Genomic DNA, 22,371 nt, shown 5'->3' on the forward strand with positions numbered 1-22,371 from the left:
AGTCCCCCTTAGTAAGGGGGATTTAGGGGGATCGACTCAAGGCAATCAACGACCTAGAAAGTTTTAAGACACTGCCTAGCATGACTCCACAACTTCTACAACCTTCCCCCCCAAGCTGGACCCAGCGATTTCAAAAGGTTTCCCAAGCCCTCCAGCAGGCTTCCCAGCACTGCAAACAGCTTCCCCAACACCTCCGCCAGCTTCCGCACACGCTTCGGCAACTGCCCACCACCCTCTGGGGGCACGGCCGCATCTATCGCGTTCCCACGGTGCTGCAAATGGAGGCGGTGGAATGCGGAGCCGCATCGCTAGCGATGATTTTGGCCTATCACGGGGCGATCGCCTCTCTTGCAGAATTACGTCAAGCCTGTGGCATCTCTCGCGACGGCAGCAAAGCCTCGAACTTACTCAACGCCGCCCGCAGCTATGGGCTGGATGCAAAAGGCTTCAAGCTAGATCTTGCCGGACTGCAACGGTTGAGGCCACCGTTTATCGTCTACTGGAATTTCAACCATTTTTTGGTCGTGCAAGGGTTCCATCGCCAGCGGGTCTATTTGAACGATCCGGCAACGGGCCCGCGCACTGTTTCTTTGGACGAATTCAGCGAAGCGTTTACGGGCGTAGTGCTGACCTTTGCGCCGGGTGCTGAGTTTCAAAAAGGTGGACAAAAACCAAGCGTGTTGCGGGCGCTGAAGCAGCGGCTGCGGGGTTCCGTCGGTTCGCTGATGTTCTGTGTTGCCGTAGGATTTTTGCTGGTGTTGCCTGGGCTAGCAATGCCCGCCTTCTCTCAAGTGTTTGTGGACGAGGTGCTGCTGCAAGGACGACAGGACTGGCTGCGTCCGCTGGTGTTCGTGATGCTATTCACTGCGGCGGTCACCGGGCTGCTCACACGCTTGCAACTTCAGCTACTCCGTCGTTTGCGAGTCAAGCTGGCAATGGGGATGTCCAGCCGTTTTCTCTGGCATCTGCTTTACCTTCCGGTTAGCTTTTATGATCAGCGCTTTGCGGGTGAAATCAGCAGCCGCGTTCAGCTAAACGATCGTCTGGCAGGCTTGCTGTCGGGTCAGCTTGCAACGACGGTAATCTCTGCGGTCATGGTCATCTTCTATGGACTGGTCATGTGGCAGTATGACAGTATCCTCACGCTAATCGGAGTCGCATTCGTTTGTATTAACCTGCTGGCATTACAGGCGGTATCTCGCTTCCGTACCGATACCAATCTCCGGCTGATGCAGGAACAGGGCAAGGTAAACGGCGTGGCAATGTCTGGCTTGCAAAGTATCGAAACGCTCAAGGCATCCGGTCTAGAATCAGACTTTTTCACGCGCTGGGCCGGCTACTATGCCAAGCTACTGAATGCGCGTCAGGACATGGATAGCCTCAATCAAAAACTCGGCGTGTTGCCCACGTTTCTGACCAGCCTCAGCACCATGCTGTTGCTCGTTGTCGGTGGTTTCCGCGTTATGGAGGGCTACCTCAGCATCGGGATGCTGGTGGCGTTTCAATCCCTGATTCAGCAGTTCATGCAGCCTGTCAGTCAACTGATTCGGCTGGGCGGCGATTTTCAAGATTTGGAAGGGACGCTGACCCGCCTAGATGATGTTTTGCAGAATCCCAAAGATCCGCTTTTAGAACAGCACATGACACCCACCTACAACTCACCTGCCATGTCTCACGCCACTCCTGCTTCGGAACAGACCCATTCTCTCGCCGCCTCTCCCGCCCTCACCAAACTTGAAGGCTATCTAGACATTCACAACCTCACCTTTGGCTATAGCCGCACTGCACCGCCGCTGATTGAAAACTTCTGTTTGTCGCTCCAGCCCGGTCAGCGGGTTGCGCTAGTGGGCGGCAGTGGTTCCGGCAAATCGACGATTGCTAAACTGGTGTGCGGACTCTATCAGCCCTGGGCGGGCGAGATTTACTTTGACGGACAGCCGCGCCAGGGACTTCCGCGTTCTGTGCTGGCAAATTCCCTGGCAATGATTGAGCAAGAGGTGCTGCTGTTTGCAGGCAGCGTGCGCGACAACCTGACCCTGTGGGACACAACGCTTTCCGATCAACAGTTGATTCAAGCCTGTCGGGATGCTGCGGTACACGACATTATCTTATCCATGCCAGGGGGCTATGGGGCGGAACTGTCGGAAGGCGCAACGAACCTCAGCGGCGGACAGCGGCAGCGTTTGGAAATTGCGCGGGCGCTGGTTAGCAATCCTTCAATTCTGGTTATGGACGAGGCGACAAGCGCCCTAGACACAGAAACGGAACGCATCATTGATTACAACCTGCGGCTACGCGGATGCACCTGTCTCATCGTGGCGCACCGCCTCAGCACCATTCGAGACTGTGATGAAATCATTGTGCTGGAACGCGGAAAAGTGGTTCAGCGAGGCAGCCACGATCAACTTAAGACGCAGGAAGGGCCCTATCTCCAGCTCATTCGCAGCGAAGGCGGCTCGATTGAATAACTTGCAGATCGTGTTGCTGACCGTATTACAGATCGCAATGCAAATTGCATTGCAAATTGCATTGCAAATTGAATCACAGATTGCATTGCAGATTGCATGTAAAAAACGAGACAAAAGGAATGCAGGAATGCTGGCAGAAGAAAGAAAGCTTGAGCCGATTCATCCTACCCGATCGCTGCACGGAAATGAACCCCTACTGCTAGACCACCAGACCGTTTGGCAGGTACAATCCGGCTCGCTGGCGCTGTTTGCTGTGCCAATGCAAGATGGAATTCCACGCGGGCGGCGGCGATACTTGTTCAGCGTCAACGCGGGCCGGGCCGTATTTGTAGCCGACGCAGCCGAGTCTGGCGAACCGGGGTTATCGCAGCCCTGTCAACAGCCGTGTCAGCAGCCGTGTCAACAGCCGTATCAACTAATGGCAGTGGCGCTGGAAGAGACGGATTTGAAAGGGCGATCGCCCGCTGAATTCCTCCAATGGCTGCACGACGAACCGCAGACTGCCCAGCAGCAGTTTGAGGGCTGGGTGCATCAGTTGGGCACGACGCTGGCAAGCATGACCGCAACTATCTTGCCAACGCCCCTCGATCGATATGGCGTATTGGGCACAGGCGAGGTATTTCAGCCTGCCCAGGATGCAGTGACCTGGGTGCGCGTGCTGCAAGGAACTGCGCTGCTGCAAGGGGTATCGAGTTTGCCGCTGGAACTGGGGGTGTGGCTGCCGCTGGAACGACATCTCTGGCTACAAGCTAGCGATATTGTAGAATTAGAAACCAGCACCAGTGATGCCCGATCGGCGATCGCCCTGGTGACTGGACTAAGCCACCTACAAGCAATGGTGATGCAGGGAATCCAGAGGCTCGAAGCGCAGGAACAGGAGCAGGAACTCGCACGCTATTGCGAACGGCAGCATCTCAATACAGAAGCCATAACGCGGACGCTGGATGAACTATCGACCGTGTTTGATGTTGCACCGAGATCTTCTGCGAATTCTGCACAAGAGGCGATCGCCACGAACCCGGAAACGGCGCTACTGGAAGCGGCCGGGGCTGTGGGGCGGGCCCTGGGGATTGCCATTTCACCCCCTGGCAAGTCAGAAGATCTGCGGCGGCTGAAAGACCCCATCGAGGCGATCGCCCGTGCCTCCCATATCCGCATTCGCCGCGTCACGCTGCGAGAGGGCTGGTGGCATCAGGACGGCGGCCCGCTGCTGGCCTACTCGCTGGAAGACGGCCGTCCTGTGGCGCTGCTGCCTCGATCTGCCTCGCGCTACGAACTGCTCGACCCGCTGCGCCAAACCCGCACGATTTGCGATGCCCGCACTGCGGAAACCCTTGCGCCCACCGCCTACACCTTCTATCGCCCGCTGCCACCCGTCGCCAAGCCCCTAGCACTGCTGAAATTTGCCCTGCGGGGACATTTCAAAGAACTGTGGGTTGTGCTGCTAGCGGGGCTGGGCGCAACGCTGCTGGGCATGGTCACGCCCCAGGCAACGGCCCTGCTGATCGATCAGGCCATTCCCGATGCCAACCGCAGTTTGCTGCTGCAAATCGCGCTGGGGCTGCTGGCTACGGCGATCGGCGCGACCCTGTTTCAGATTACTCAGAGCATTGCGCTGATGCGGCTAGAAACCGTTGCCGATGCCTCGACCCAGGCGGCAGTGTGGGATCGACTGCTGGCGCTGCGGCTGTCCTTCTTTCGGCAATATTCCATCGGTGATTTAAGCACAAGAGTGTCTGCCGTCAGCCAAATTCGGCAAAAATTGGGAAATACTATTCTCAGAAGCGTTTTCTCTGGTATATTCTCGCTTCTGAACCTGTTTTTGCTGTTTTACTACAGTCCACCCCTAGCGGCGATCGCCCTCCTCGTTGCCCTAATTAACATCAGCGTGACGGTCATCTCCAGTATCCTGACCCTGCGAAAGGCGCGTCCCCTGCTCGATCGCCAGGGCAAACTGCAAGGCATCATGAGAGAAATCATTAACGGCGTGGCAAAATTTCGCGTTGCCGGAGCGGAGACTCGCGCCTTTGCCTACTGGGGACGGCAATATAGCCAGCAGTTGAAGCTAACCCTGGCATCCCAGGGCATTGAAGACAATCTGGCGGTAATCAATAACCTGTTATCTGCCTTGACCCCAGCCGTCTTGTTTGCATTCACGGTACAGTTACTTCAGCAATCCCAATCCCAGGACGGCAGCTTTTCCATCGGCACGTTTCTAGCATTCAATGCCGCGTTCGGCACGTTCATCGGCGGGGCGACCAGTCTCGGCACTACAGTAATCGATGTGATGGAAGTGCTACCCATCTGGCAGCGGGCATTACCCATTCTTCATGCCGTACCAGAAGTGGCGGATGACAAGGCTGATCCGGGTCGTTTAACCGGGCAAGTTTCCGTCGATCGCGCGGTGTTTCGCTATCGCGAAGATGGACCGCTAACGCTGGATAGTGTCAGCATTCACGCCGAGCCGGGAGAGTTCATTGCGCTGGTGGGCCCATCGGGCAGCGGCAAATCGACGCTGTTTCGGCTGCTGCTGGGCTTCGACACGCCAGAGTCGGGTACGGTCTACTACGACGGGCAGGACTTGTCTGGATTAGACATGCAGGCTGTGCGGCGACAGCTTGGCGTAGTGCTGCAAAATAGCCGCCTGATGTCTGCGTCGATTTTTGAAAACATTGCCAGCGGTGCGCTAATTGGCATGGAGGAAGCCTGGGAAGCAGCCCGCATGGCAGGACTGGCCGATGACGTGCAGGCAATGCCAATGGGAATGCACACGGTCGTCAGCGAGGGCGGCACAAACCTTTCGGGCGGACAGCGCCAGCGCTTGCTGATTGCCCGCGCCCTGGCCCTGCGTCCCCGCATTCTGCTGTTTGACGAAGCCACCAGTGCCCTAGATAACCGCACACAAGCCATTGTCAGCGAGAGTCTGGATCGCCTCCGCGTGACGCGAATTGTAGTGGCACACCGTCTCAGCACGATTCGCAATGCCAATCGCATCTACGTGCTGCAAAACGGCCGCGTCATGCAGAAAGGTGACTTCGAGGCGCTGGCCACCCAGCCTGGATTGTTTAGCCAACTGATTCAGCGCCAGCGCGTTTAGCAAACTTGCTAACCAGTTCACCCTGTCTCAGAATTCCATGAAAGCCTTTTCGCCACCCGTTTGCACCAGCGTTGCCTACCAGCGATCGCCCCAATCCACGCCGCCCAGTTTTCCCCTAGCTACAGGATTCTGGCTGCTCACAATTCCGCTGCTGAGCGCGGCGATCTCTGTGTTCATAAAGCAAAAGCGCGATCGCCATCGATGGCAGCAAATCAATACGCTAGAGCGTCTGTTTCAAGATGCGGGCTAGTCTTCTGGCAATTCACCAAAGCGTTCGCGATAGCGTTCCAGTTTCTCTTCCAGTTCCTCTACTTTTGCCTCTGCTTCCTGACGGCTCAGCGTTTCCTGCCGTAGCGCATCTGCCATTTCTTCAGGAAATCGGGCGCAGTGCGGGCACGGGGATAGCCCTTGGCATAGTACAAGAACTGGTTCCCCAAGACGGTTGCCCGCTGCCCACTCAGGTATTGCTTCAGCACTTCTAGCGTGATCAGCAGCGCATACAAATGATCGAAGGTTTCTGCCACAGGAGATCCATCCCCAGTGGGATAAACAATATCTGTAGCAATATCTGTAGATTGGCTAGCCGTTTTGGGCGCAGAAGAAGTCGTCATCGCACAGCACCAGCGCAATATGCTCTAGCTTAGCGCAGTGCCGCATCAGGTGGTTTTTGGCGGAGTATCTTCCCTGTATCGCTTCTGCTTAAACTACTGCTGCTTAAACCACTGCTACTACGCCCGCGCTCTCATTCGCCAGCCGATCGACCGTACACAGTGCGTAGGTTCCGGGCGACAGGGTAAGCTGTGTTGTAGTGGCAGGTAAGATACTTTGCAGCGTCCAGGTGCTTCCTGCTTGGCGATAGAGCGTCCAGGAACGGACACTGGCGGCGCTGCTCCAGACGAGTCGATTTCCCAAGACGCGCACATTTTGCGGCGGCACGGGGGGCAAGCTGCGGAGCCAGGGCATGACGGGCGGCAGGGCGGCGGTGCGGTAGATATTGGTCTGGAGGCGATCGCCAATGCCCTCGCGATTCGTCAGCAGCGCCTTCATGCTATAGAAAATATTGCCGAGGGCGAGTTTACTCTCTAGCTGGCGCGTGATGGCCACCTGCCGTTCGATTTCGGTCACGTCCCAGGCTTTGCCATCAAGCTGAGATAAGTTATTGCCAGGGTAGATATGACGCTTCTGGATATTCTGATCTGCCCACCATTCCAGCAGCACGGGATAGCTCTGGGCGGGTGGGTCGATGCGCCAATAAAGCTGCGGTGCGAGGTAATCGACCCAGCCCTGCTGGAGCCACTTCAGCGCGTCGGCAAACAGTTGGTCGTAGGCATCGAGTCCTTGGATTTGCGGCGGCTGGCCGGGGCGATAAATTCCAAACGGGCTGATGCCAAATTTTACGTGCGGCTTGGTGGCTTTGATGCTGCTGGAAAGGCGCTGCACTAGGCGATTTACGTTATCCCGCCGCCAGTCCTTCAGGGAGAGCGTGCCGCCGCTATTGCGATAGGCCTGATAGGTTTTGTCGTCGGGAAAGCTCTGCCCAGCAATTGGGTAAGGATAAAAATAATCATCCAGGTGAATGCCGTCCACGTCGTAGCGGCGCAACACGTCCAGAATCACGGCATAGGTGCGTTCCTGCACGACGGTCGCGCCGGGGTCCATCCAAATCTGGTTGCCCCAAGGGTAGACCACATCAGGATTCGTCGCCGCTAGGTGGGGCGAAACGTTGACCGTTTGCTGAGACGTGCGGGCGCGATAGGGGTTGAACCAGACGTGAATTTCCAGATTGCGCTGGCGACACTGGGCGATCGCCCATTGCAGCGGGTCGTAGGCGGGGCTGGGCGGTTTGCCCTGAGTGCCCGTCAGCCAAAAGCTCCACGGCTCCAGCGTTGAGGCATACAGCGCATCCCCTTCAGGGCGAATTTGCAAAATCACAGCGTTGAAATGGAGCGATCGCAGTCGGTCAAAAATGGCAATCAGTTCTGCCTGCTGCTGGTCGGTGGTCAGCGTGCGGGCGCTGGGAAAGTCAATATTCCACACGATTGCCACCCACGCCGCCCGAAACTCGCGCCGATGCGACACTGCGACCGTCCGCACCCAGCGCACAATCCACGCCGACTCGATTACCGGAACCTGGCCCAAACGCACCAGTGCTTGATACACAAAGCTAGCCGCCTCGGCCCGTGTAGCCGCTTGCTGCGATCGCACTCGTTTCAGGTCGGGATGGTTTACGACCAACCCCGTTTCCGTCGCCGTGGCGATCGCCCGTCTTGCCCAGTCGGGGATCTCGCCCGCATCCGCATATAGGTCGAACAACAGAGCCTGACCCGATGCCGCAAACCCCAGCCCGCTCACCAGCGCCACCCAAACCTGCACGCGGGCGATCGCCTCTGCGGGACGAAACGATCCGTCAGGATAACCGGACATGAACCCGGTTTCGTAGGCCCAACGAATCGCAGACGCAGCCCAAAAACTCTCCGACACATCCTGAAACGGCACGTAAGGTCGCTTGGGCGCAACGGAAAAGGCAGAACGCAGGAGGGATGCAAACTCAGCGCGAGTAATCGTCTGCTCAGGGCGGAATGTGCCGTCCCCAAAGCCCCGCACAATGCCACGCTCGGACAACGCCTCGATAAACGCTTTTGCCCAATGGCTTTGGATGTCAGAGAAACTCATTGAAACTCATTACTCGTCAGGCTCCCAGACTCGTCAGGCTCCCAGTGGGGCTGGATTCAGTTTTACCAGGACTTACGCACTTACGATAAGCTTTCTGGGTTTTGGACGATTTCTCGCGGGCGCAGGCCGTGAGAAATCGTCCAACTGCGTCAGTCCTATTTACTTCAAGGTCAGAAACTTCTCCAGAGCGCTGACGAGTGACGGACTCCAGCGGCGGACATTCGCAACCCAGTCCAAATCTTTGTATCGTGCATCCAGCCCAACGGCGGCATACCAGTTGCTTTCGGCTTCGCCCTGGTTGCCCGCGACCCAGAGGGCGGCGGTGAGGGCGGCCCGCATGTCGGCAAAGCGGGGGTATTTGCGGACGAGGTTTTTCATGGTGCGGATGGCTTCGTCGATCTGCCCGGTTTCGTAGAGGGCGATCGCATAATTGGCTCTGGCAAAGGCAAAATCGGGCGCAAGGTCTGCCGCTTTTTGGTAGTCTGCGATCGCCGCCTCCCAGTTGCCCTGGCCGGCCTTGGCGTTGCCCCGATTGTTATAAGCAGCCGCGTCGTTGGGGTCGAGTTCTAGCACCTTGTTGTAGTTGGCGATCGCCTCTTCCCAGCGGCCCAATCCCTCCAGCGCCGCACCCCGATTGAGGTAGGGATCGGGAGCATCGGGAGCCAGTTCGGTGGCTTTGTCAAAATCGGCGATCGCCGCTTGCAGTTTGTTCTGGCTGACGCGCGAGTTGCCGCGATTGCTCCATACGGCCGCGTTGTCGGGCAACTGCTCCAAAATTTCCGTCCAATAGGTTTCTGCCTCTGCGAAACTGCCCCGGTTGGTTGCGTCAAACGCTTTTTCGCGCAGCTCGCTCAGCGACGGAAGCTCGACCGGAAGCGGTTCCGGTGATTTTGTTGGGAGCGCCTCAGCCGCGATTCCAAAGGGCCACGCGCCCAGCCAGAACAGCGCTGCCAGCAAACATGAAAAAATGTAAATCAGCATAGGCTGATCATGACAGGTTTGGGGGTGCAATGCAAAGGGCAGGAGGGATGGGAGCCAATCGCAGGACTTAGGTCGATTCTTGATTTTGGATTTGCGATTTTGGATTTTAGATTTCCAAAGCCTAATTCCACAGCCTACCCATTTCACAGCCTACCCGTTCCACAACCTAATAGTTATCCCAAAGTTCGGATAGCGTGACCACGCGATAGTCCTTGCGCTGCAAGTAGTCGAGCAGCAGGGGCATGGCGGCGGCGGTTTTTTCGGAGCGCTCGGCAGAGCCGCCGTGCATCACCAAGATAGCGCCAGGAAACACGAAGCGCGACACATACCAGGCGCTAAATAGGGCGTTGTCTGTTGGCTTGAAGGTGTCTACAGGAATCATGGAGGCCAGGGCAAACCGGGGTTCGTAACCGGGCATGGCTTGCAATTTGGGAACCATGCTCTTGGCATATAGCCCGCGACCTGGGCGATACCAGCGGATGGGCTGATTGCAATCTTTGCAGATGCGGTTGTGGGCTTCGCGCATTTGCAGGGCAAACAGTTCGGGGTGCTGGAGGGCGGTCGTGTCGTCTACGATGCCGTGGTTGGCGACTTCGTGCCCGTAAGCGCGAATGCGAGGAATAATCGTGCTTTCGGGGCTGAGGTGGCTGGTGATAATGAAAAACGTGGCCCGTACATGGCGGTCTGGATCTTCGATCTGGCGATTGTGTTCAGCGATCGCCTCCAAAATCTTTTGGGTAGACTCATCCTCTGGTTCACCGGGCGTGGGCACGTCGTCGATGGTCAGCGTCACCACGCGCTCGGTGGTTTCTTTATAGAACAGTCCGTCCGGAAAGGCCCGCGCTACCTGCTGCACGAGCCGCTGCTGAGCAAGCCCCATAGCCTCTCGCACTCAAAACAACGTACCTTTCCATAGTAAAGAGTGGGGAGCCTGTCGATAAATCCCAAAGATCCGACCCTGCTTGGTTGCCTGAATTTGTTGCCTGCATTTGTCGCCTGATTCGTAATCAACGCCAGATTCGTCAGAAGACTTGCAAAGTCTAAGATAGCGCCTGAAGCCACCTGCGACGACCAGAGGCTACCAAAGGCTACCAAAGGCTAGAACAGGCAAGAGGCTAGAGGGCGATCGCCGACACCTCCGACTGCACGCCGCTCAGATCATCCGGCTGCCACACCTGCCCATCCAGCGCCATCTGCTCAATGCGACTGGCCAGCCGCAATGCCTTGAGGGCCTGTTCGCCGCCTACCGAAGGCTGTTTGCCACCGCGCACACACTGCACAAAATGCTCTAGCTCGGCGTGTAGCGGCTCGATGTTGCTGGTATACACTTTTTCAATTAGCCCATCCTGACGGTAAAGCACCTGCCCATAGTCGGTTCGATAGTTGGCCGTCGTCTGCCGATGGATCAGGATTTCGTTGTTCAGAAAATCGGCTTCCGTCAGGGAATTCTTGCAGTGGGCAGCGATGCGACGAATCTTGCGATGGGTGACCTTGCTAGCAGTCAGCGTGGCCACAATGCCGTTGGCAAAGCCCAGCGTCGCCGTCACATAATCTAGATAGCCAGAATCCGACGCGCGGCTGCCGCTGGCGGTCAATCGCGTGACAGGCGCAGCGGCCAGTTCCAGCAGCAGGTCGATATCGTGGATCATGAGATCCAGCACCACCGACACATCATTGGCCCGCTGGGAATAGGGACTCATGCGGTGAGCCTCCAGCGCCAGCAGTTCCTCTGTTTTCAGCACCTTACTGAGTTCCTGAAACGCCGGGTTAAACCGTTCAATATGCCCCACTTGCAAGATGCAGTTGGACTCGGCCGCCGCGTTGACCAACAGCTCTGCCTCGGCAATGCTGGCGGCAATCGGCTTTTCGATTAGCACATGCACCCCCGCCTGGAGACAGGTCAGCCCCACAGAGTAGTGCAGCCGGGTGGGAACTGCCACGCAGACCGCATCTACGCATTTGAGCAGTTCGCGATAGTCTTCAAAAAACCGAACCCGATACTTGCTTGCCGTATCCAGCCCTCGCTCGACGTTGACATCGGAAATGCCCACCAGTTCTACGTCCTTGAGCAAGCTGAGGACGCGGGTGTGGTGCTGGCCCATATTGCCAACGCCGATCACGCCAACTCGAATGGGATCATGCGAGCTGCGTGGCGCTGAGGTATCCGCAGTTCCAACAAATCCGTTTTGCACGCCTGCACTCTCCTACACCACAATCGCTAATTTGGAGCCGCTGTTCTCTTGGAGCGCTGACCCAATCCATTGCTCAGGAAGGCTTGGGGCCGCTGGATATGAACGGGACAGTTTGAAGAAAACTTACAAATCTTGACAAAGTTATGATATCAGTAGTCGTCTTTATTCTGGATGGCTGATGATCAAGATATAGTTTCACTTGTGTCAGTTTTTCCTGTGTCGGTTTTTCTTGCGCTAGGTTTCTGCTGGTTCACTTTTCTCGATGACCTGCTGACTTCTCGATAACCTGCTGACTATGGCTTGTCTTGCGGTCTGCCTAGGGCGTGTCTTAAAGCCTTTTGATCCCCCTTAGCCCCCCTTAACGAGGGGGGAAACGGGCAAAACTGCTCCGGAAGTCCCCCTTGTTTCTAGCGAAGCGGCGCGTAACCGCGGGGATTTAGAGGGATCGACTCAGGACATTGAACGACCTAGAAAGTTTTAAGACACTGCCTAGCCAATTCCAGGTTAATTTTATAAGGCTGGTTTACCGGAGCTGCGGGTCGCGGGTTGGCTTGTCTGAATCTGACCATGAAAGACTGCTGTTCCATTCTGAAAGTTCCGCTCTGAAAGTTCCGTATTACTGGGCTACGCCACAAATGCTCCATCAAACAGCCCCCACACGCTCTCCCAAGATCGCAAGCATCGCCTTTAGTCCGGCTTAGCATCTGGCAAGGCCGAAAGTATCTAGATTTGGTTATCAAGCAAGCTGAGGACGCAGTAGAGAGGCGATCGCCCTTCCTGGCGTTTGGGTCGGCTCGGTTGGGAAAAATTGACGGATTCTGACAATCTTGGCTTAGGCTAGTGGAAATCGGTGGAAATTATTGTATTTATTGTACTAACTCAATGGTTCTGAACTCAGGCTCTCCGCAATGCCTCTGACGATTCTGGTAGTGGATGATGATCTGGGCACCCGGCTTTCGATTGGCGACTACTTAGAGTTGTCTGGCTATCTTGTGGTGATGGCGGAAAACGGTGAGCAGGCCCTGGCCTTGGTCGATCAAGTGCAGCCGCATTTGATTGTGACTGACGTGGCCATGCCCCGGATGGATGGGTTTGAGCTGGTGCGACAGGTGCGATCGCAGCCCGCGCTGCGGCTTTTGCCTGTGATTTTTCTGACGGCGCTGAGCCGCACAGAGGAACGCATTCGGGGCTATCAGCTTGGGTGTGATGCCTATCTGCCGAAGCCATTTGACCTGAAGGAGTTGGGGGCGGTGGTGCGAAATTTGCTGGAGCGATCGCAGCTGATCCAGACCGAATGGCGACGGCAGATCCGCGCGTCGCAGGCGGCGGAGTCTGGCACGCATCGATCAGCCGAGGAGCCGTCCGCTGCGGAACCAGAGAGCGATTTGGGTCTAACGCTGCGAGAACAGGGGGTACTGTCGCTGCTGGCGGATGGTCTGTCGAATTCACAAATTGGCGATCGCCTCCACCTCAGCCCCCGCACGGTCGAAAAATACGTCAGCAGCCTCCTCCGCAAGACCAACACCAGCAACCGCGCCGAACTCGTCCGCTACGTGATGGATCACCATCTGGTGGAATAGCCCCAGTGGAATAGCCCTAGTGGAATAGCGGCTACTGCACTACTGCAATGGCATTGCCAAAGGAGCAGTTTCGACTTGAGCGCTTGCGTGAATTTGCTTTAGGGCAATTTTTTATGGCAATTTAACTTCTGAATTTGCGCGGTGCGGTTTATTATCGCAGCAACGGCCTGGCGGTCAGCAAGATCGCCCATTGCGTTATTTAGGAGTGAAATCATGGCTGATACAGCGTGGAATCAGGCGGCTGAGCTGATCGGCGGAGCTTTTTCGCTACAATCTGATGCATTTCGGCGGGCTGTGACACTGCCCGGCGGCTTTTGGCTGGCGCTGCTAATTGTGCTGCTGGCGGGGCTATCGCTAGGGGTGGGGCAGAGCATCATTCTATTTGTCAACCGCGTCAAGCCCAGCCGCTTTGTCTTTAGCCTGCTGCTAAATGCTGTTCTATTTGCCTTTGGGTTTCTGTTTCTCGCCCTCAGCACTTGGCTCATTGGGCTGCTGCCGGGGTTTGTGCGGGTGCCCTTGCCGACGCTGGTGACGGTGCTAGGGCTGGGCTATGCGCCGCTGCTGTTTGGGTTTCTAGGAGCGCTGCCCTACCTGGGCTACCCGATTCAGAATTTGCTGTCAGTGTGGAACTTGCTGTCGATGCTGGTAGGGGTTGCGGTGGTGGTTCGGCTCAGCGCCAGCGAAGCCCTGGCCTATGTGCTGCTGGGCTGGGTCGTCAAGCAACTTTTGGAAGGCACGATCGCCCAGCCGATTGCCGAGTTTGGTCGCCGTCTGGCCGATCGCGTGGCGGGGGTCGAACTGGCTAAAGACTCTCGTGAACTGCGGGAGCGCGTTTTGTCTGGGACCCGCCCCGCAGAGCCAATTATTCCCCCGTCGGATGTGGCTTTGCCGGAGGTGCGTCAGTTGGTGGCGGCTGCGGGACGATCGCATCCGGAGGCGGCTCGCAGCGTGTCTCAGGCGGTGCTGGAGCAGCCGTCTTCTGGCTATTCGCTGCGTCCGGTGGACGTGCCGGAAGCAAATGACCCCGTGTTACAGCTTGACTATCAAACACGCGGCGTTCCCCAGGTGGTGAAGGTGGTGCTGGGGCTGTTGGCGCTGGCGATCGCCTTCTGGCTAGTTTTTGTGCTGATGCGCCCAGTGCGGGATGGGCTGTTTGGCTGGTATAACGGCCTGCCGACCCCGTTTCGTCTAACGTTTGATTTAGCCTGGATTGGCGTGGTGGCGACGGTGTTTGCGGGAATCATCGCGCCGCTGGAGTCGCTGGGCTGGTGGGCCGGTTGGTATGGCGACGAGTTGGATGCAACAGCGGTGAATGCATCTCTACATGGGTATGAGTATGGGCATGAAAATGAGTATGAAACTGCTCAAACCAGCTTGAAGGGGTTGCAAGCGGGCGATCGCCCCGGCGCCGCGGAGCAATATCGCCCTGACCCCTACATCCCGCAAATCAATCATTATCTGGTATATCTGGACGGCATTGCCCAGTCGGGCGAAGAATACACCCCCGATATCGAAGACTTTTTGAATGCTCTCAAGCCCGCTCTGCCCAAAGATGTAGAACTGGTTGAGGGTCTGATGATGTATTCGGTGCTGAATCGCCCGCTGTATGAAGACCGGCCGCTGGCGTTTTTGTGGCGACTGGCAGACAAGATGCGGTGGAACAACCCAGCGGCGCTGCTGGGGATGCTGGTGAATCTGCGAAACGTGCTGATCGTGGCGGTGTCGTCCGATAAGCGCTATGGCCCCATCTATAACCAGGGCATTGCCCAGGTGATTTTCGACGGGCTGGTGCGCCGGGGCTATCGGCCCGGCAGCCGTGTGCCGATTACGCTGCTGGGCTATAGCGGCGGTGGCGAAATGTCTGTGGCGGCTGCGCCCTACCTAAAGCGGTCTACCAATGCTCCCATCGACGTGATTTCTCTGGGCGGCGTAATGAGCGCCAACAACAACGTGCTGGTGCTGGAGCATCTTTATCACATCGTCGGCGATAAGGATGTGGTGGAGCGGGTCGGCCCCATCATCTTTCCTGGCCGCTGGAAGCTGTTTCCGCTGTCCTACTGGAATCGGGGCAAGCGCAAGGGCAAAGTCACCGTTCTCTCGGCTGGGCCGGTCGGTCACCAAGTTCCCGGTGGATATATGGATCCCCAGGCAACGCTACCCGACGGTCGCACCCATTTGCAGCAGACCATCGAGACGATTCTGCAAATTTTGCGGGGGGAGGCGCTGCGGGCCGGCGACATGATTCCCCAAACGCCCAGCAATTATGCCCTGTACCAGGCAGCCGCGTTCAACCGCCCCGACTATTATCCAATCGCCCAAACCGTGGATCCCCAGTGGTATCGCCCCATCGGTGAGTGGATGGGTCGGCTCATTTTGCCTAAGCCAGAAGAGCGATCGCACGTCCAGGGAACCTGGCTGGAGGTTCACCACGCCCCAGAGGGCTACCGCTACTTGGTGGGAGAGCGAGTACGGCTGCGCTGGGTAGACTACCCCAATGTGCAAAAGAGCATGAACTCGGTCGTGAAGGATGTCCACTTTAGCGCCGAGGCAGAATTCAGCAGTCGCTACGGCGGCATGGTGCATCCCGATCGGCTCAACCACTGGCGGCGGGTGAACGCGCTGGAGTCGCTGGCGGCGGGGCATCCGGTGGATGATCTGATCGTGCGGCTGGAACCGCCTGTGGTGGTGCAGGGCGACGTGCTGCTGATTGCCGATACGCCTGTGCAAATTACGGGACGGTTCTACGCGCTGGTGCGATTTGAGCAGCCAGTGGCGGGTAGCGACCAGTTTGTGGTGACGCATTTTGACCGGGCAACGCGGCAGTTTAGCGGCAAGCTGGAAACGATGCGGCTGCCAGAGGTGGTGTTGGCCAAGGCCTATGGCAGCTATCCCTCGACCACCCGCGACCTGGAAAAATCGCCCTACAACGAGACAGGCTGGTACGTCTACGGCGCGAAGGACGCGGCGGGTGCGTTTGTGGTGCAGGCGATCGCCCCCCGTGCCCTGTTCCGCCTGCAACCCGAATCGGTGCTGTTTGGCAGCAAAGCAGCCTACCACTACATCCGCAAGCAGACCTGGGCGGACATCGCGGCCCAAAAGGGCAAGATTGCGTCGGTGCTGTGCAGCGGCCTGTCCAACGGGTCGGATGCGGCAATCCAGGCGGCGATCGACGAATGGCGCGTGGGCGACGAGGCGCTGGTGCTGCATACCTACGGCGGCATCGGCGGCGAGAAAAAGGAACCCGCCGCGGCCACGCCGATTTTCTTTGGGCACTTTGCCTACGGCGTGGCGACCGTCATCCACGAGCCGCTGGCGGACGAACGCCAGTTCGATATTTGCTATTACCAGGTCTATACGCAAAACACCGACGGGCTGGTGGCAGGCACGCTGCACTGGTCGCGCTACTTGGGCGATCGCCAGTTTGGCTGGCTGGGCACGCGCCCAATCTGCGACCTGCTGATCAAGCTGCCCGCCTACACCAACCCTTACAAAATCGGCAATGTCTTGGTTTCGCCGCTGGACTTGCTAGAGCGACAGTTGCAGGTGATGACGGCCCGCTATCGAATTGGCGACGGCACGGGCGGAACCTATGTCAACGCCGCCTATAACTGTTCCCAGGATTCCAATCAGGCGCTATTTGCCAGTATTCGCAACACAGAACGCACCCTGCGCGAAAATCCCCGCATTCTGGAACTCTTGCTGCAAGAGCCAGAGCAGGCGCGACAGTTTCAGCAGCTTCGAGAATTGGGCAAGGATCTGGAAGGTAAGCTGCAATCTTTTGGCGGACTGCGACGCGACTGGGAACGCAGCGAGTACAACCTCGGCAGCACGCTAGAAGACTATCCCTTGCGGAACCTGTGGATTGGGCTAGGCAGTTGGCGAACCATCCTGCCGCGCAAAGCTAGTGATGCGATCGCCCATGCGTTTCTGAAACATGGTGCATCCATATGGGTACTGCGAACGAACCAGGTCGGTGGATACGATCCAGATATTGAACCGATTGCACCGATGACGCTATAGCATGAGGTTTCGGAATGCGGCGACGAATGAGAACAGCACGGCGATGGGAACGCTGGCTCTGGGTTTCGGCGATTAGCGCGATCGCCTTCGCGTTCATGCCTCTATACACGCCTCCATACACGCCTCTATACACACTCCTGCGAGACACGCCCCTGCAAGCCAGCGAACCTCCACAACATCTTTCGCTCTTCCCTTCCCAATACGCCTCCACGGTCATTGCGCCCTTCAACCAGCCCGACTATTACCCCATCGCCGCGCAGCCGTCTGACGCTTATCGTCCGCTGGGGGACTGGGTGGGTCGGCTGATTTTGCCCAGTGCAGGAGCGTATCAGCAGACCGCCGCCGCGACGCGGGAAACCGACTGGGCCTGGCTCGAAGTCCACCTTGCGCCTGCGGAATATCGCGACTGGGTGGGGCAAACCGTGCGCCTGGCCTGGCAGCCAACTCCCCTCACCCAGGCCTACGTGGCCAAAGCCTCCCGCGATGTACGGTTTCCGCCCGCTGTGCAAAAGACGCTGGAAAAGGGCATCATCCACCCGATTCGGCTAAATGGGCGCGATCGCATCGGGCCGCTGCAATCGCTGGCGGGGGGCCATCCCTACGACGACGTGACGGTGGTGCTGCGCGGCCGGGTCACGCCAGAAGGACAACCGGGTGCATCGCCGACGCTGCGCGTGGTGCGCGAACCCGTTCAGGAAACCGGACGATACATCGGGCTAGTGAAGTTTCTCGAACCCGTGCCGCCTGCAAATCCTGCCGATCTGCCCGCCCAGTGTCCCGGTGAACTGCCCTGCGAGAGTGATGATTTTCGAGTGCGCCACTACAACCCCACCTCACGCCAGTTTGACGGGGCAGAGGAAATTATTCGCGTTCCGCAACAGCCACAAGATAAAGACGGCGTGTTTAACGCAACGACTCGTGACCTGGTGCGATCGCCTGTCGCGGATGCAGGCTGGTATATCACCGGATCGCCCGATCGCACAGGGAAATTCACGGTGCAATCCATGCAGCCACGAATGCTGGTGCAACTCCAGCCCCAGCAAACAATCCTCGATTTTCGCAAAGGGCTGGATTACATTAACTTCCGCAACTGGCAGTCCGTAGAGCAGCGCAAGGGAACGATTCAGAGCGTCCTGATTGATGCCAGCGCGAATACGTCAGAGAACGCCAAAGCTGAATGGAAAGAGGGCGATCGCGCTTTGCTCATGCACCTATATGGCGGACGCGGCGGTAGCCACAAAGCCCGTGAATTGCTGATTCTGGGAACCTACGCGGGGCACTTTTCCTTTGGCTTGGGGCAGGTGGTGCGCGATCCATTCACGAACGAACTCATCTTTAACCTGGACTACCTCCAGGTCTATGGCAACGGCTCCGACGGCACCCTCTCCGGCGCAAACACCTGGCACAACTATATGGGCAGCCTGATTCGCGGCAAAGCCGGAACGCGCCCCGTGTCGGATGTGCTAGTCAAGCTCGACACGCTGACCGAAGACTACGACTTTGGCGGCACTCGACTGTCCTTTTTTAACGAACTGCTGGGCGAACTGAGCCTGATCGGGGCCCGCTATCGCATTGGCGACGGCACGGGCGATTCGACCATTACCTCGGCTGCGTCTTGTGTGCAGGACTCGGCGCAGGGAATGTTTCTGGCGATTCAGCGCTTCCGCCAGACCGTTGCCAACAATCCCCAAGTCATGGAATGGCTACGGGCAAACCCCGACAACCCCACCACGCAGCGGTTTCGGCGGCTGGCACGGCTGGGACGAGATTTGGAAAAACAACTGATGCCGATGGGAATCCTGCGCTGGGACTGGGCGCAAAATGCCGACGTGCTAATGGGCGTGCGATCTCCAGAGGGGGCGCTGCGCGAATCGCCCGACGAAGACCCCGGCAAATTCATCAGCATCGACGATTTCCAAATCCGCAATCTGCTGACGGGGCTGATTAGCTGGCGCACCGCCATGCCCCGCCAGGCCCACGACGAACTGGCCATGCTGTTTCTCACCAACGGCGCAAAGCTCTGGTTTCTGCGGCCCAACCAGGTCGGCGGCAACGACCCCGGCATTGCGCCCCTGGAGGCGACGCTGATTTTTGGCGGCTGGAAATTGCCCTTCACGGAACTGCCCCTACTCACGTTCCTGGTGCATCGCACCTTCGGCGGCGCGACGATTCCTCGCGTCGTAGATTGGCTCATCATGCTGACGGTCTTGCTGGCGTTTGGCGTGGTGGCGATCGCCCTTACCCGCGCTGTTCAAAAAAACGCTCCATCTCCTGCCGTCAAACATCTCCTGACCTGGAACCCCGCCTCCTTATCTTGGGTGCAGACTTTGCTAACGCTGGTCAAATTTCTATTCGTGCCCGCGTTCCTGGAAGAATACCTGTTTCGCGTTTTGCTGATTCCCTATCCCAAACCCTGGATTGCTGAATGGCGCTGGTGGAGCTGGGCACTGCTGGCGCTGGGGCTATACGTGCTATACCGCTGGCTGTATCTCCGGCTGACAAAGCAGCAAGACAAAACTGCTCCGCTGCGACTGGTGCTCAGTATGCTTCTGGGAATAGCCACTATTCTGACCTATCGTCTGACTGAATCGGCATGGACAATTATTGCCCTGCACTGGATCGCCGTCAGCGCGTGGTGGCTGCTGCTGGGCGGCTGGCAGCACACGCCGTCTGTCTTAAAGTGGCACAAGGCCGACGGATAAGTACAGATAAGTCTAGATGAGTCCTGACAAGCCTGAACAAGTCTAGATGACTGATCCTTCTCCTATCTCCCATCCTATCGGGGAACTGCCACCTGACCCAACAGCGAGGTAATCACCTCATCCACCTGCTGCCCGTCAAGCTGGGCTTCGGGGCGGAGGATGAGACGATGGCGAAGAAGCGGACGGGCGATCGCCTTCACGTCGTCTGGGGTAACGAAATCGCGCCCCTCTAGCCATGCCCTAGCTTTGCTGGCTTGCAGCCAGGCCACCGCCGAGCGGGGCGATGCACCCAGCCCCAGATCCGGATGCTGTCGGCTCCGCTGCACCAGCGCCAGCAGATAATCCACCAGGGCATCGGTCATTTGCACGGCGCGAACCTGCTGACGGGCTTTCAGGACTTGCTCAACCGACATGACGGGCTTGATTCGGCTCAGGTCGAGCCGCCGATTTTGCAGTCCCGCCTGCGCGTTGACCAGCATTTGTCGCTCTGCCTTGGGGTCGGGATAATCCACCACCAGCTTGAACAAAAAACGATCCAGCTGGGCTTCGGGCAGCGGATAAGTTCCTTCAAACTCCAGCGGGTTTTGCGTGGCAATGACCCAAAACAGGTCTGGCAATGGCAAACTCTCGCCATCCAGTGTCACCTGCTGTTCTTCCATCGCCTCCAGCAGCGCAGCCTGGGTTTTGGGCGGCGTGCGGTTGATCTCGTCTGCCAGCAGGATTTGGGTAAAAATCGGCCCTTTTTTGAGGCTGAAGCTGCGCGTATTCAGGTCGAAAATATTCGTGCCCAAAATATCCGACGGCAGGATATCAGGCGTGAGCTGAATCCGCCGAAAATCGCCTTGCACTAGCCGCGCCAGCACTTTCACCATCAGCGTTTTGCCCGTTCCCGGCACACCTTCCAGGATGACGTGCCCGCCACACAGCAGCGCCACCAGCAATTGCTGCGACAGGGCAGCCTGTCCAACGACAACGCGATCGAGCGCTTGGGCGAGGGTCTGGAAGGGGTTGGGCATAGAGCGTGGGGTGCTGGAGTAACAGATCTGGGAGGACTTTTTATAGAAGTTATAGGAGTCCGGGCGAGCAGGGCATCTGAAATCTTACTCTCCTGCTTTCATCTACTGGGTATACACAAGTCTTCTAGGCTTGAGCGGCGATGCTTTGATCCCCCCTAGCCCCCCTTGTTTAAGGGGGGAACCGAACCCGGAGTGACCCGCAGCAGGGAGGACTGGCTCGGAAGTCCCCCTTAGTTAAGGGGGATTTAAGGGGGATTTTTCAGAGCCTTATGCAAACAGAGCCTTATGCAAACAATCGAGAGGTCTGTCCGACAGTAGCCTCCTTTTATCCTTCCATCATCTCGCTATCTGCCGCCTGCGTCACTCCGTCACTCCAATCTGCCAACCAACCCACCAGTCCACCATGCCGCCATCATGCCATCACTCCCGCCTCAACGCCTGCACCCGACGCACCCAGTCCAGCAAAGCGCGATCGCCCAGCCGTTTCTTTCGCTCTGGGTTGAGCAGGCGGCGGAGTTCGGCGGCGGGGCGGCCGGTGTGCTGCTCCCAGGCTTGGGAGAGGGTGAGCAGGTCGGCGGGAATAGTGCCCAGGCCGAGCGATCGCTGGAGATTGATCTGTTCAGCCTTGCAGAGGATGTCGATTACAAATTCGGTCGATTTGGCTTTGCGGAGGACAGTGCCGAGGGCCTGGATGTAGGCTTCGCTGTTGTCCAGTTTGGGCGGTGGGTCAGGCAGCGGCTGTCCCATGCGGCGATTGCCAGCCCACACCGCTAGCATCAGCAGCACCAAGGATTGCACAACTAGCAGCGCGATCGGCGTGCGGCTCAGGTATGCCCAAACGGATTGGGGCGATCGCCCGGTCGCAGCCTCTCTCTGGGGGTCACGATAACCGTGGATATATTCGTCTACCCAGACGGGATACCCCGGTTCTGTCACCAGATTGGCCAGAAACGAGAAGTTTCCCGGCTCGTCCTGATAGGCATTGGCGGCCAGGTGGGGCGTGGCAACGCGGATAACTTTGCCTGCGCCCACCGTCTGCTCCCACGCAACGAGTCCAAACGAATCGCTCAAGCGGGCATTGAGTCCGGGCGACGGAGCCTGACGGCGGGTGGTTTCCACGGTCACCTCGCCCTGGGGGGTGGGCAAGACCGATCGAAAGGGTGCGCCCGTGACGGGCGATCGCACACCCACCAGCACCAGCACGTTGCCCCGCCGCAGCCAGGCCTCGTCGGGGCGTAATAATTGCTCCACGAGCGGCGCAATGCCCACCAGCGTCATCGGCTCCGCCGGGCGATCGTCGAGGGAGGAACCTGCCCCCGGATTTTCCCCAGAGCCAGGGGACGGAGGATTGCCAGCGCCGCTCCCCGGACTCTGAGCATGGGCCGAAATGGGCATGGCTTCGGGCAGGCTGGAATCGGGCAGCTCCAATAAGTCCTCAAAGGGGCGCTGCCACCGCTGCACGGGGGTTCCCTGCGCCTGCATGTAGGCAAACCAGGCTCCATAGCCGCCGGGGGCGCGGCCGTAGGTCGATCCGGCTCGCAGGCGGGTGCTGGGAGCGGCGATCGCACTCAAGACCACCAGCGTCGCCAGTGCAACTGATAGAACAATCCAGGCGCGACGGTTCAGCTTCATGGCAGCTTCA

12 protein-coding genes and 1 pseudogene are annotated in these 22,371 nt (G+C 58.0%); 6 read left to right on the forward strand and 7 right to left on the reverse strand.

Annotated features, from left to right (window positions below):
• The first annotated feature begins 278 nt into the window (after window positions 1–278).
• The 3 genes from HPC62_RS14040 (at window position 279) to HPC62_RS14050 (ending at window position 5,815) form a co-directional block, all read left to right on the forward strand.
• Window positions 279–2,468 (forward strand): NHLP family bacteriocin export ABC transporter peptidase/permease/ATPase subunit, encoded by a 2,190-nt coding sequence (locus HPC62_RS14040; protein WP_315874822.1) that lies wholly within the window; start codon window positions 279–281, stop codon window positions 2,466–2,468.
• Window positions 2,469–2,595: 127 nt separating this feature from the next.
• Window positions 2,596–5,565 carry an NHLP bacteriocin export ABC transporter permease/ATPase subunit gene (locus tag HPC62_RS14045; protein WP_172356661.1) on the forward strand — a complete coding sequence of 990 codons (2,970 nt, stop codon included), beginning with the start codon at window positions 2,596–2,598 and terminating at the stop codon, window positions 5,563–5,565.
• 37 nt (window positions 5,566–5,602) lie between these two features.
• Window positions 5,603–5,815, forward strand: coding sequence for a hypothetical protein (locus tag HPC62_RS14050; RefSeq protein WP_172356663.1), 213 nt, complete (start codon window positions 5,603–5,605; stop codon window positions 5,813–5,815).
• Between the two features lie 121 nt (window positions 5,816–5,936).
• Here HPC62_RS14050 and HPC62_RS14055 read toward each other — a convergent pair.
• The 5 genes and pseudogenes from HPC62_RS14055 to HPC62_RS14075 form a co-directional block, all read right to left on the reverse strand.
• A pseudogene (locus tag HPC62_RS14055) lies at window positions 5,937–6,176 on the reverse strand (Uma2 family endonuclease); the annotation flags it as partial.
• 103 nt (window positions 6,177–6,279) lie between these two features.
• Window positions 6,280–8,238, reverse strand: a complete 1,959-nt coding sequence (locus HPC62_RS14060; RefSeq protein ID WP_172356665.1) for a glycoside hydrolase family 10 protein — start codon at window positions 8,236–8,238, stop codon at window positions 6,280–6,282.
• 159 nt (window positions 8,239–8,397) lie between these two features.
• Window positions 8,398–9,219, reverse strand: a complete 822-nt coding sequence (locus HPC62_RS14065; RefSeq protein WP_172356667.1) for a tetratricopeptide repeat protein — start codon at window positions 9,217–9,219, stop codon at window positions 8,398–8,400.
• Between the two features lie 166 nt (window positions 9,220–9,385).
• On the reverse strand, window positions 9,386–10,099 hold the full coding sequence (locus HPC62_RS14070) for a polysaccharide deacetylase family protein (protein WP_172356669.1): 714 nt from the start codon (window positions 10,097–10,099) through the stop codon (window positions 9,386–9,388).
• A gap of 235 nt (window positions 10,100–10,334) precedes the next feature.
• Window positions 10,335–11,411 carry a Gfo/Idh/MocA family protein gene (locus tag HPC62_RS14075; protein WP_172356671.1) on the reverse strand — a complete coding sequence of 359 codons (1,077 nt, stop codon included), beginning with the start codon at window positions 11,409–11,411 and terminating at the stop codon, window positions 10,335–10,337.
• A 908-nt stretch (window positions 11,412–12,319) separates the two neighbouring features.
• On the opposite strand from HPC62_RS14075, the gene HPC62_RS14080 reads away from it, so the two are divergent.
• From HPC62_RS14080 to HPC62_RS14090, 3 genes are all read left to right on the forward strand, one after another.
• Window positions 12,320–12,991: a response regulator transcription factor gene (locus HPC62_RS14080; protein WP_172356673.1), complete on the forward strand. Its 672-nt coding sequence runs from the start codon at window positions 12,320–12,322 to the stop codon at window positions 12,989–12,991.
• A gap of 213 nt (window positions 12,992–13,204) precedes the next feature.
• Window positions 13,205–17,011: a CAAX protease gene (locus HPC62_RS14085; RefSeq protein ID WP_172356675.1), complete on the forward strand. Its 3,807-nt coding sequence runs from the start codon at window positions 13,205–13,207 to the stop codon at window positions 17,009–17,011.
• A 14-nt stretch (window positions 17,012–17,025) separates the two neighbouring features.
• Entirely contained in the window at window positions 17,026–19,713 is a 2,688-nt protein-coding gene (locus HPC62_RS14090; protein WP_172356677.1) for a CPBP family intramembrane glutamic endopeptidase, read from the forward strand.
• A gap of 74 nt (window positions 19,714–19,787) precedes the next feature.
• On the opposite strand, the gene HPC62_RS14095 is transcribed toward HPC62_RS14090, so the two are convergent.
• Window positions 19,788–20,729 carry an AAA family ATPase gene (locus HPC62_RS14095; protein ID WP_172356679.1) on the reverse strand — a complete coding sequence of 314 codons (942 nt, stop codon included), beginning with the start codon at window positions 20,727–20,729 and terminating at the stop codon, window positions 19,788–19,790.
• Between the two features lie 420 nt (window positions 20,730–21,149).
• Complete coding sequence (locus tag HPC62_RS14100; RefSeq protein ID WP_172356681.1) at window positions 21,150–22,361, reverse strand: DUF4350 domain-containing protein; 1,212 nt, start codon at window positions 22,359–22,361, stop codon at window positions 21,150–21,152.
• Window positions 22,362–22,371 lie beyond the last annotated feature (10 nt).

This window comes from Thermoleptolyngbya sichuanensis A183 (assembly GCF_013177315.1).
In the GTDB taxonomy this organism is placed as follows: domain Bacteria; phylum Cyanobacteriota; class Cyanobacteriia; order Elainellales; family Elainellaceae; genus Thermoleptolyngbya; species Thermoleptolyngbya sichuanensis.

Bases quoted from the DNA above. Each gene is read 5' to 3' on its own strand.
- HPC62_RS14050 (WP_172356663.1), top strand. From the start codon at position 5,603: ATGAAAGCCTTTTCGCCACCCGTTTGCACCAGCGTTGCCTACCAGCGA.
- HPC62_RS14100 (WP_172356681.1), bottom strand. From the start codon at position 22,361: ATGAAGCTGAACCGTCGCGCCTGGATTGTTCTATCAGTTGCACTGGCG.
- HPC62_RS14090 (WP_172356677.1), top strand. From the start codon at position 17,026: ATGCGGCGACGAATGAGAACAGCACGGCGATGGGAACGCTGGCTCTGG.
- HPC62_RS14095 (WP_172356679.1), bottom strand. From the start codon at position 20,729: ATGCCCAACCCCTTCCAGACCCTCGCCCAAGCGCTCGATCGCGTTGTC.
- HPC62_RS14060 (WP_172356665.1), bottom strand. From the start codon at position 8,238: ATGAGTTTCTCTGACATCCAAAGCCATTGGGCAAAAGCGTTTATCGAG.
- HPC62_RS14085 (WP_172356675.1), top strand. From the start codon at position 13,205: ATGGCTGATACAGCGTGGAATCAGGCGGCTGAGCTGATCGGCGGAGCT.
- HPC62_RS14070 (WP_172356669.1), bottom strand. From the start codon at position 10,099: ATGGGGCTTGCTCAGCAGCGGCTCGTGCAGCAGGTAGCGCGGGCCTTT.
- HPC62_RS14065 (WP_172356667.1), bottom strand. From the start codon at position 9,219: ATGCTGATTTACATTTTTTCATGTTTGCTGGCAGCGCTGTTCTGGCTG.
- HPC62_RS14045 (WP_172356661.1), top strand. From the start codon at position 2,596: ATGCTGGCAGAAGAAAGAAAGCTTGAGCCGATTCATCCTACCCGATCG.
- HPC62_RS14040 (WP_315874822.1), top strand. From the start codon at position 279: ATGGAGGCGGTGGAATGCGGAGCCGCATCGCTAGCGATGATTTTGGCC.
- HPC62_RS14080 (WP_172356673.1), top strand. From the start codon at position 12,320: ATGCCTCTGACGATTCTGGTAGTGGATGATGATCTGGGCACCCGGCTT.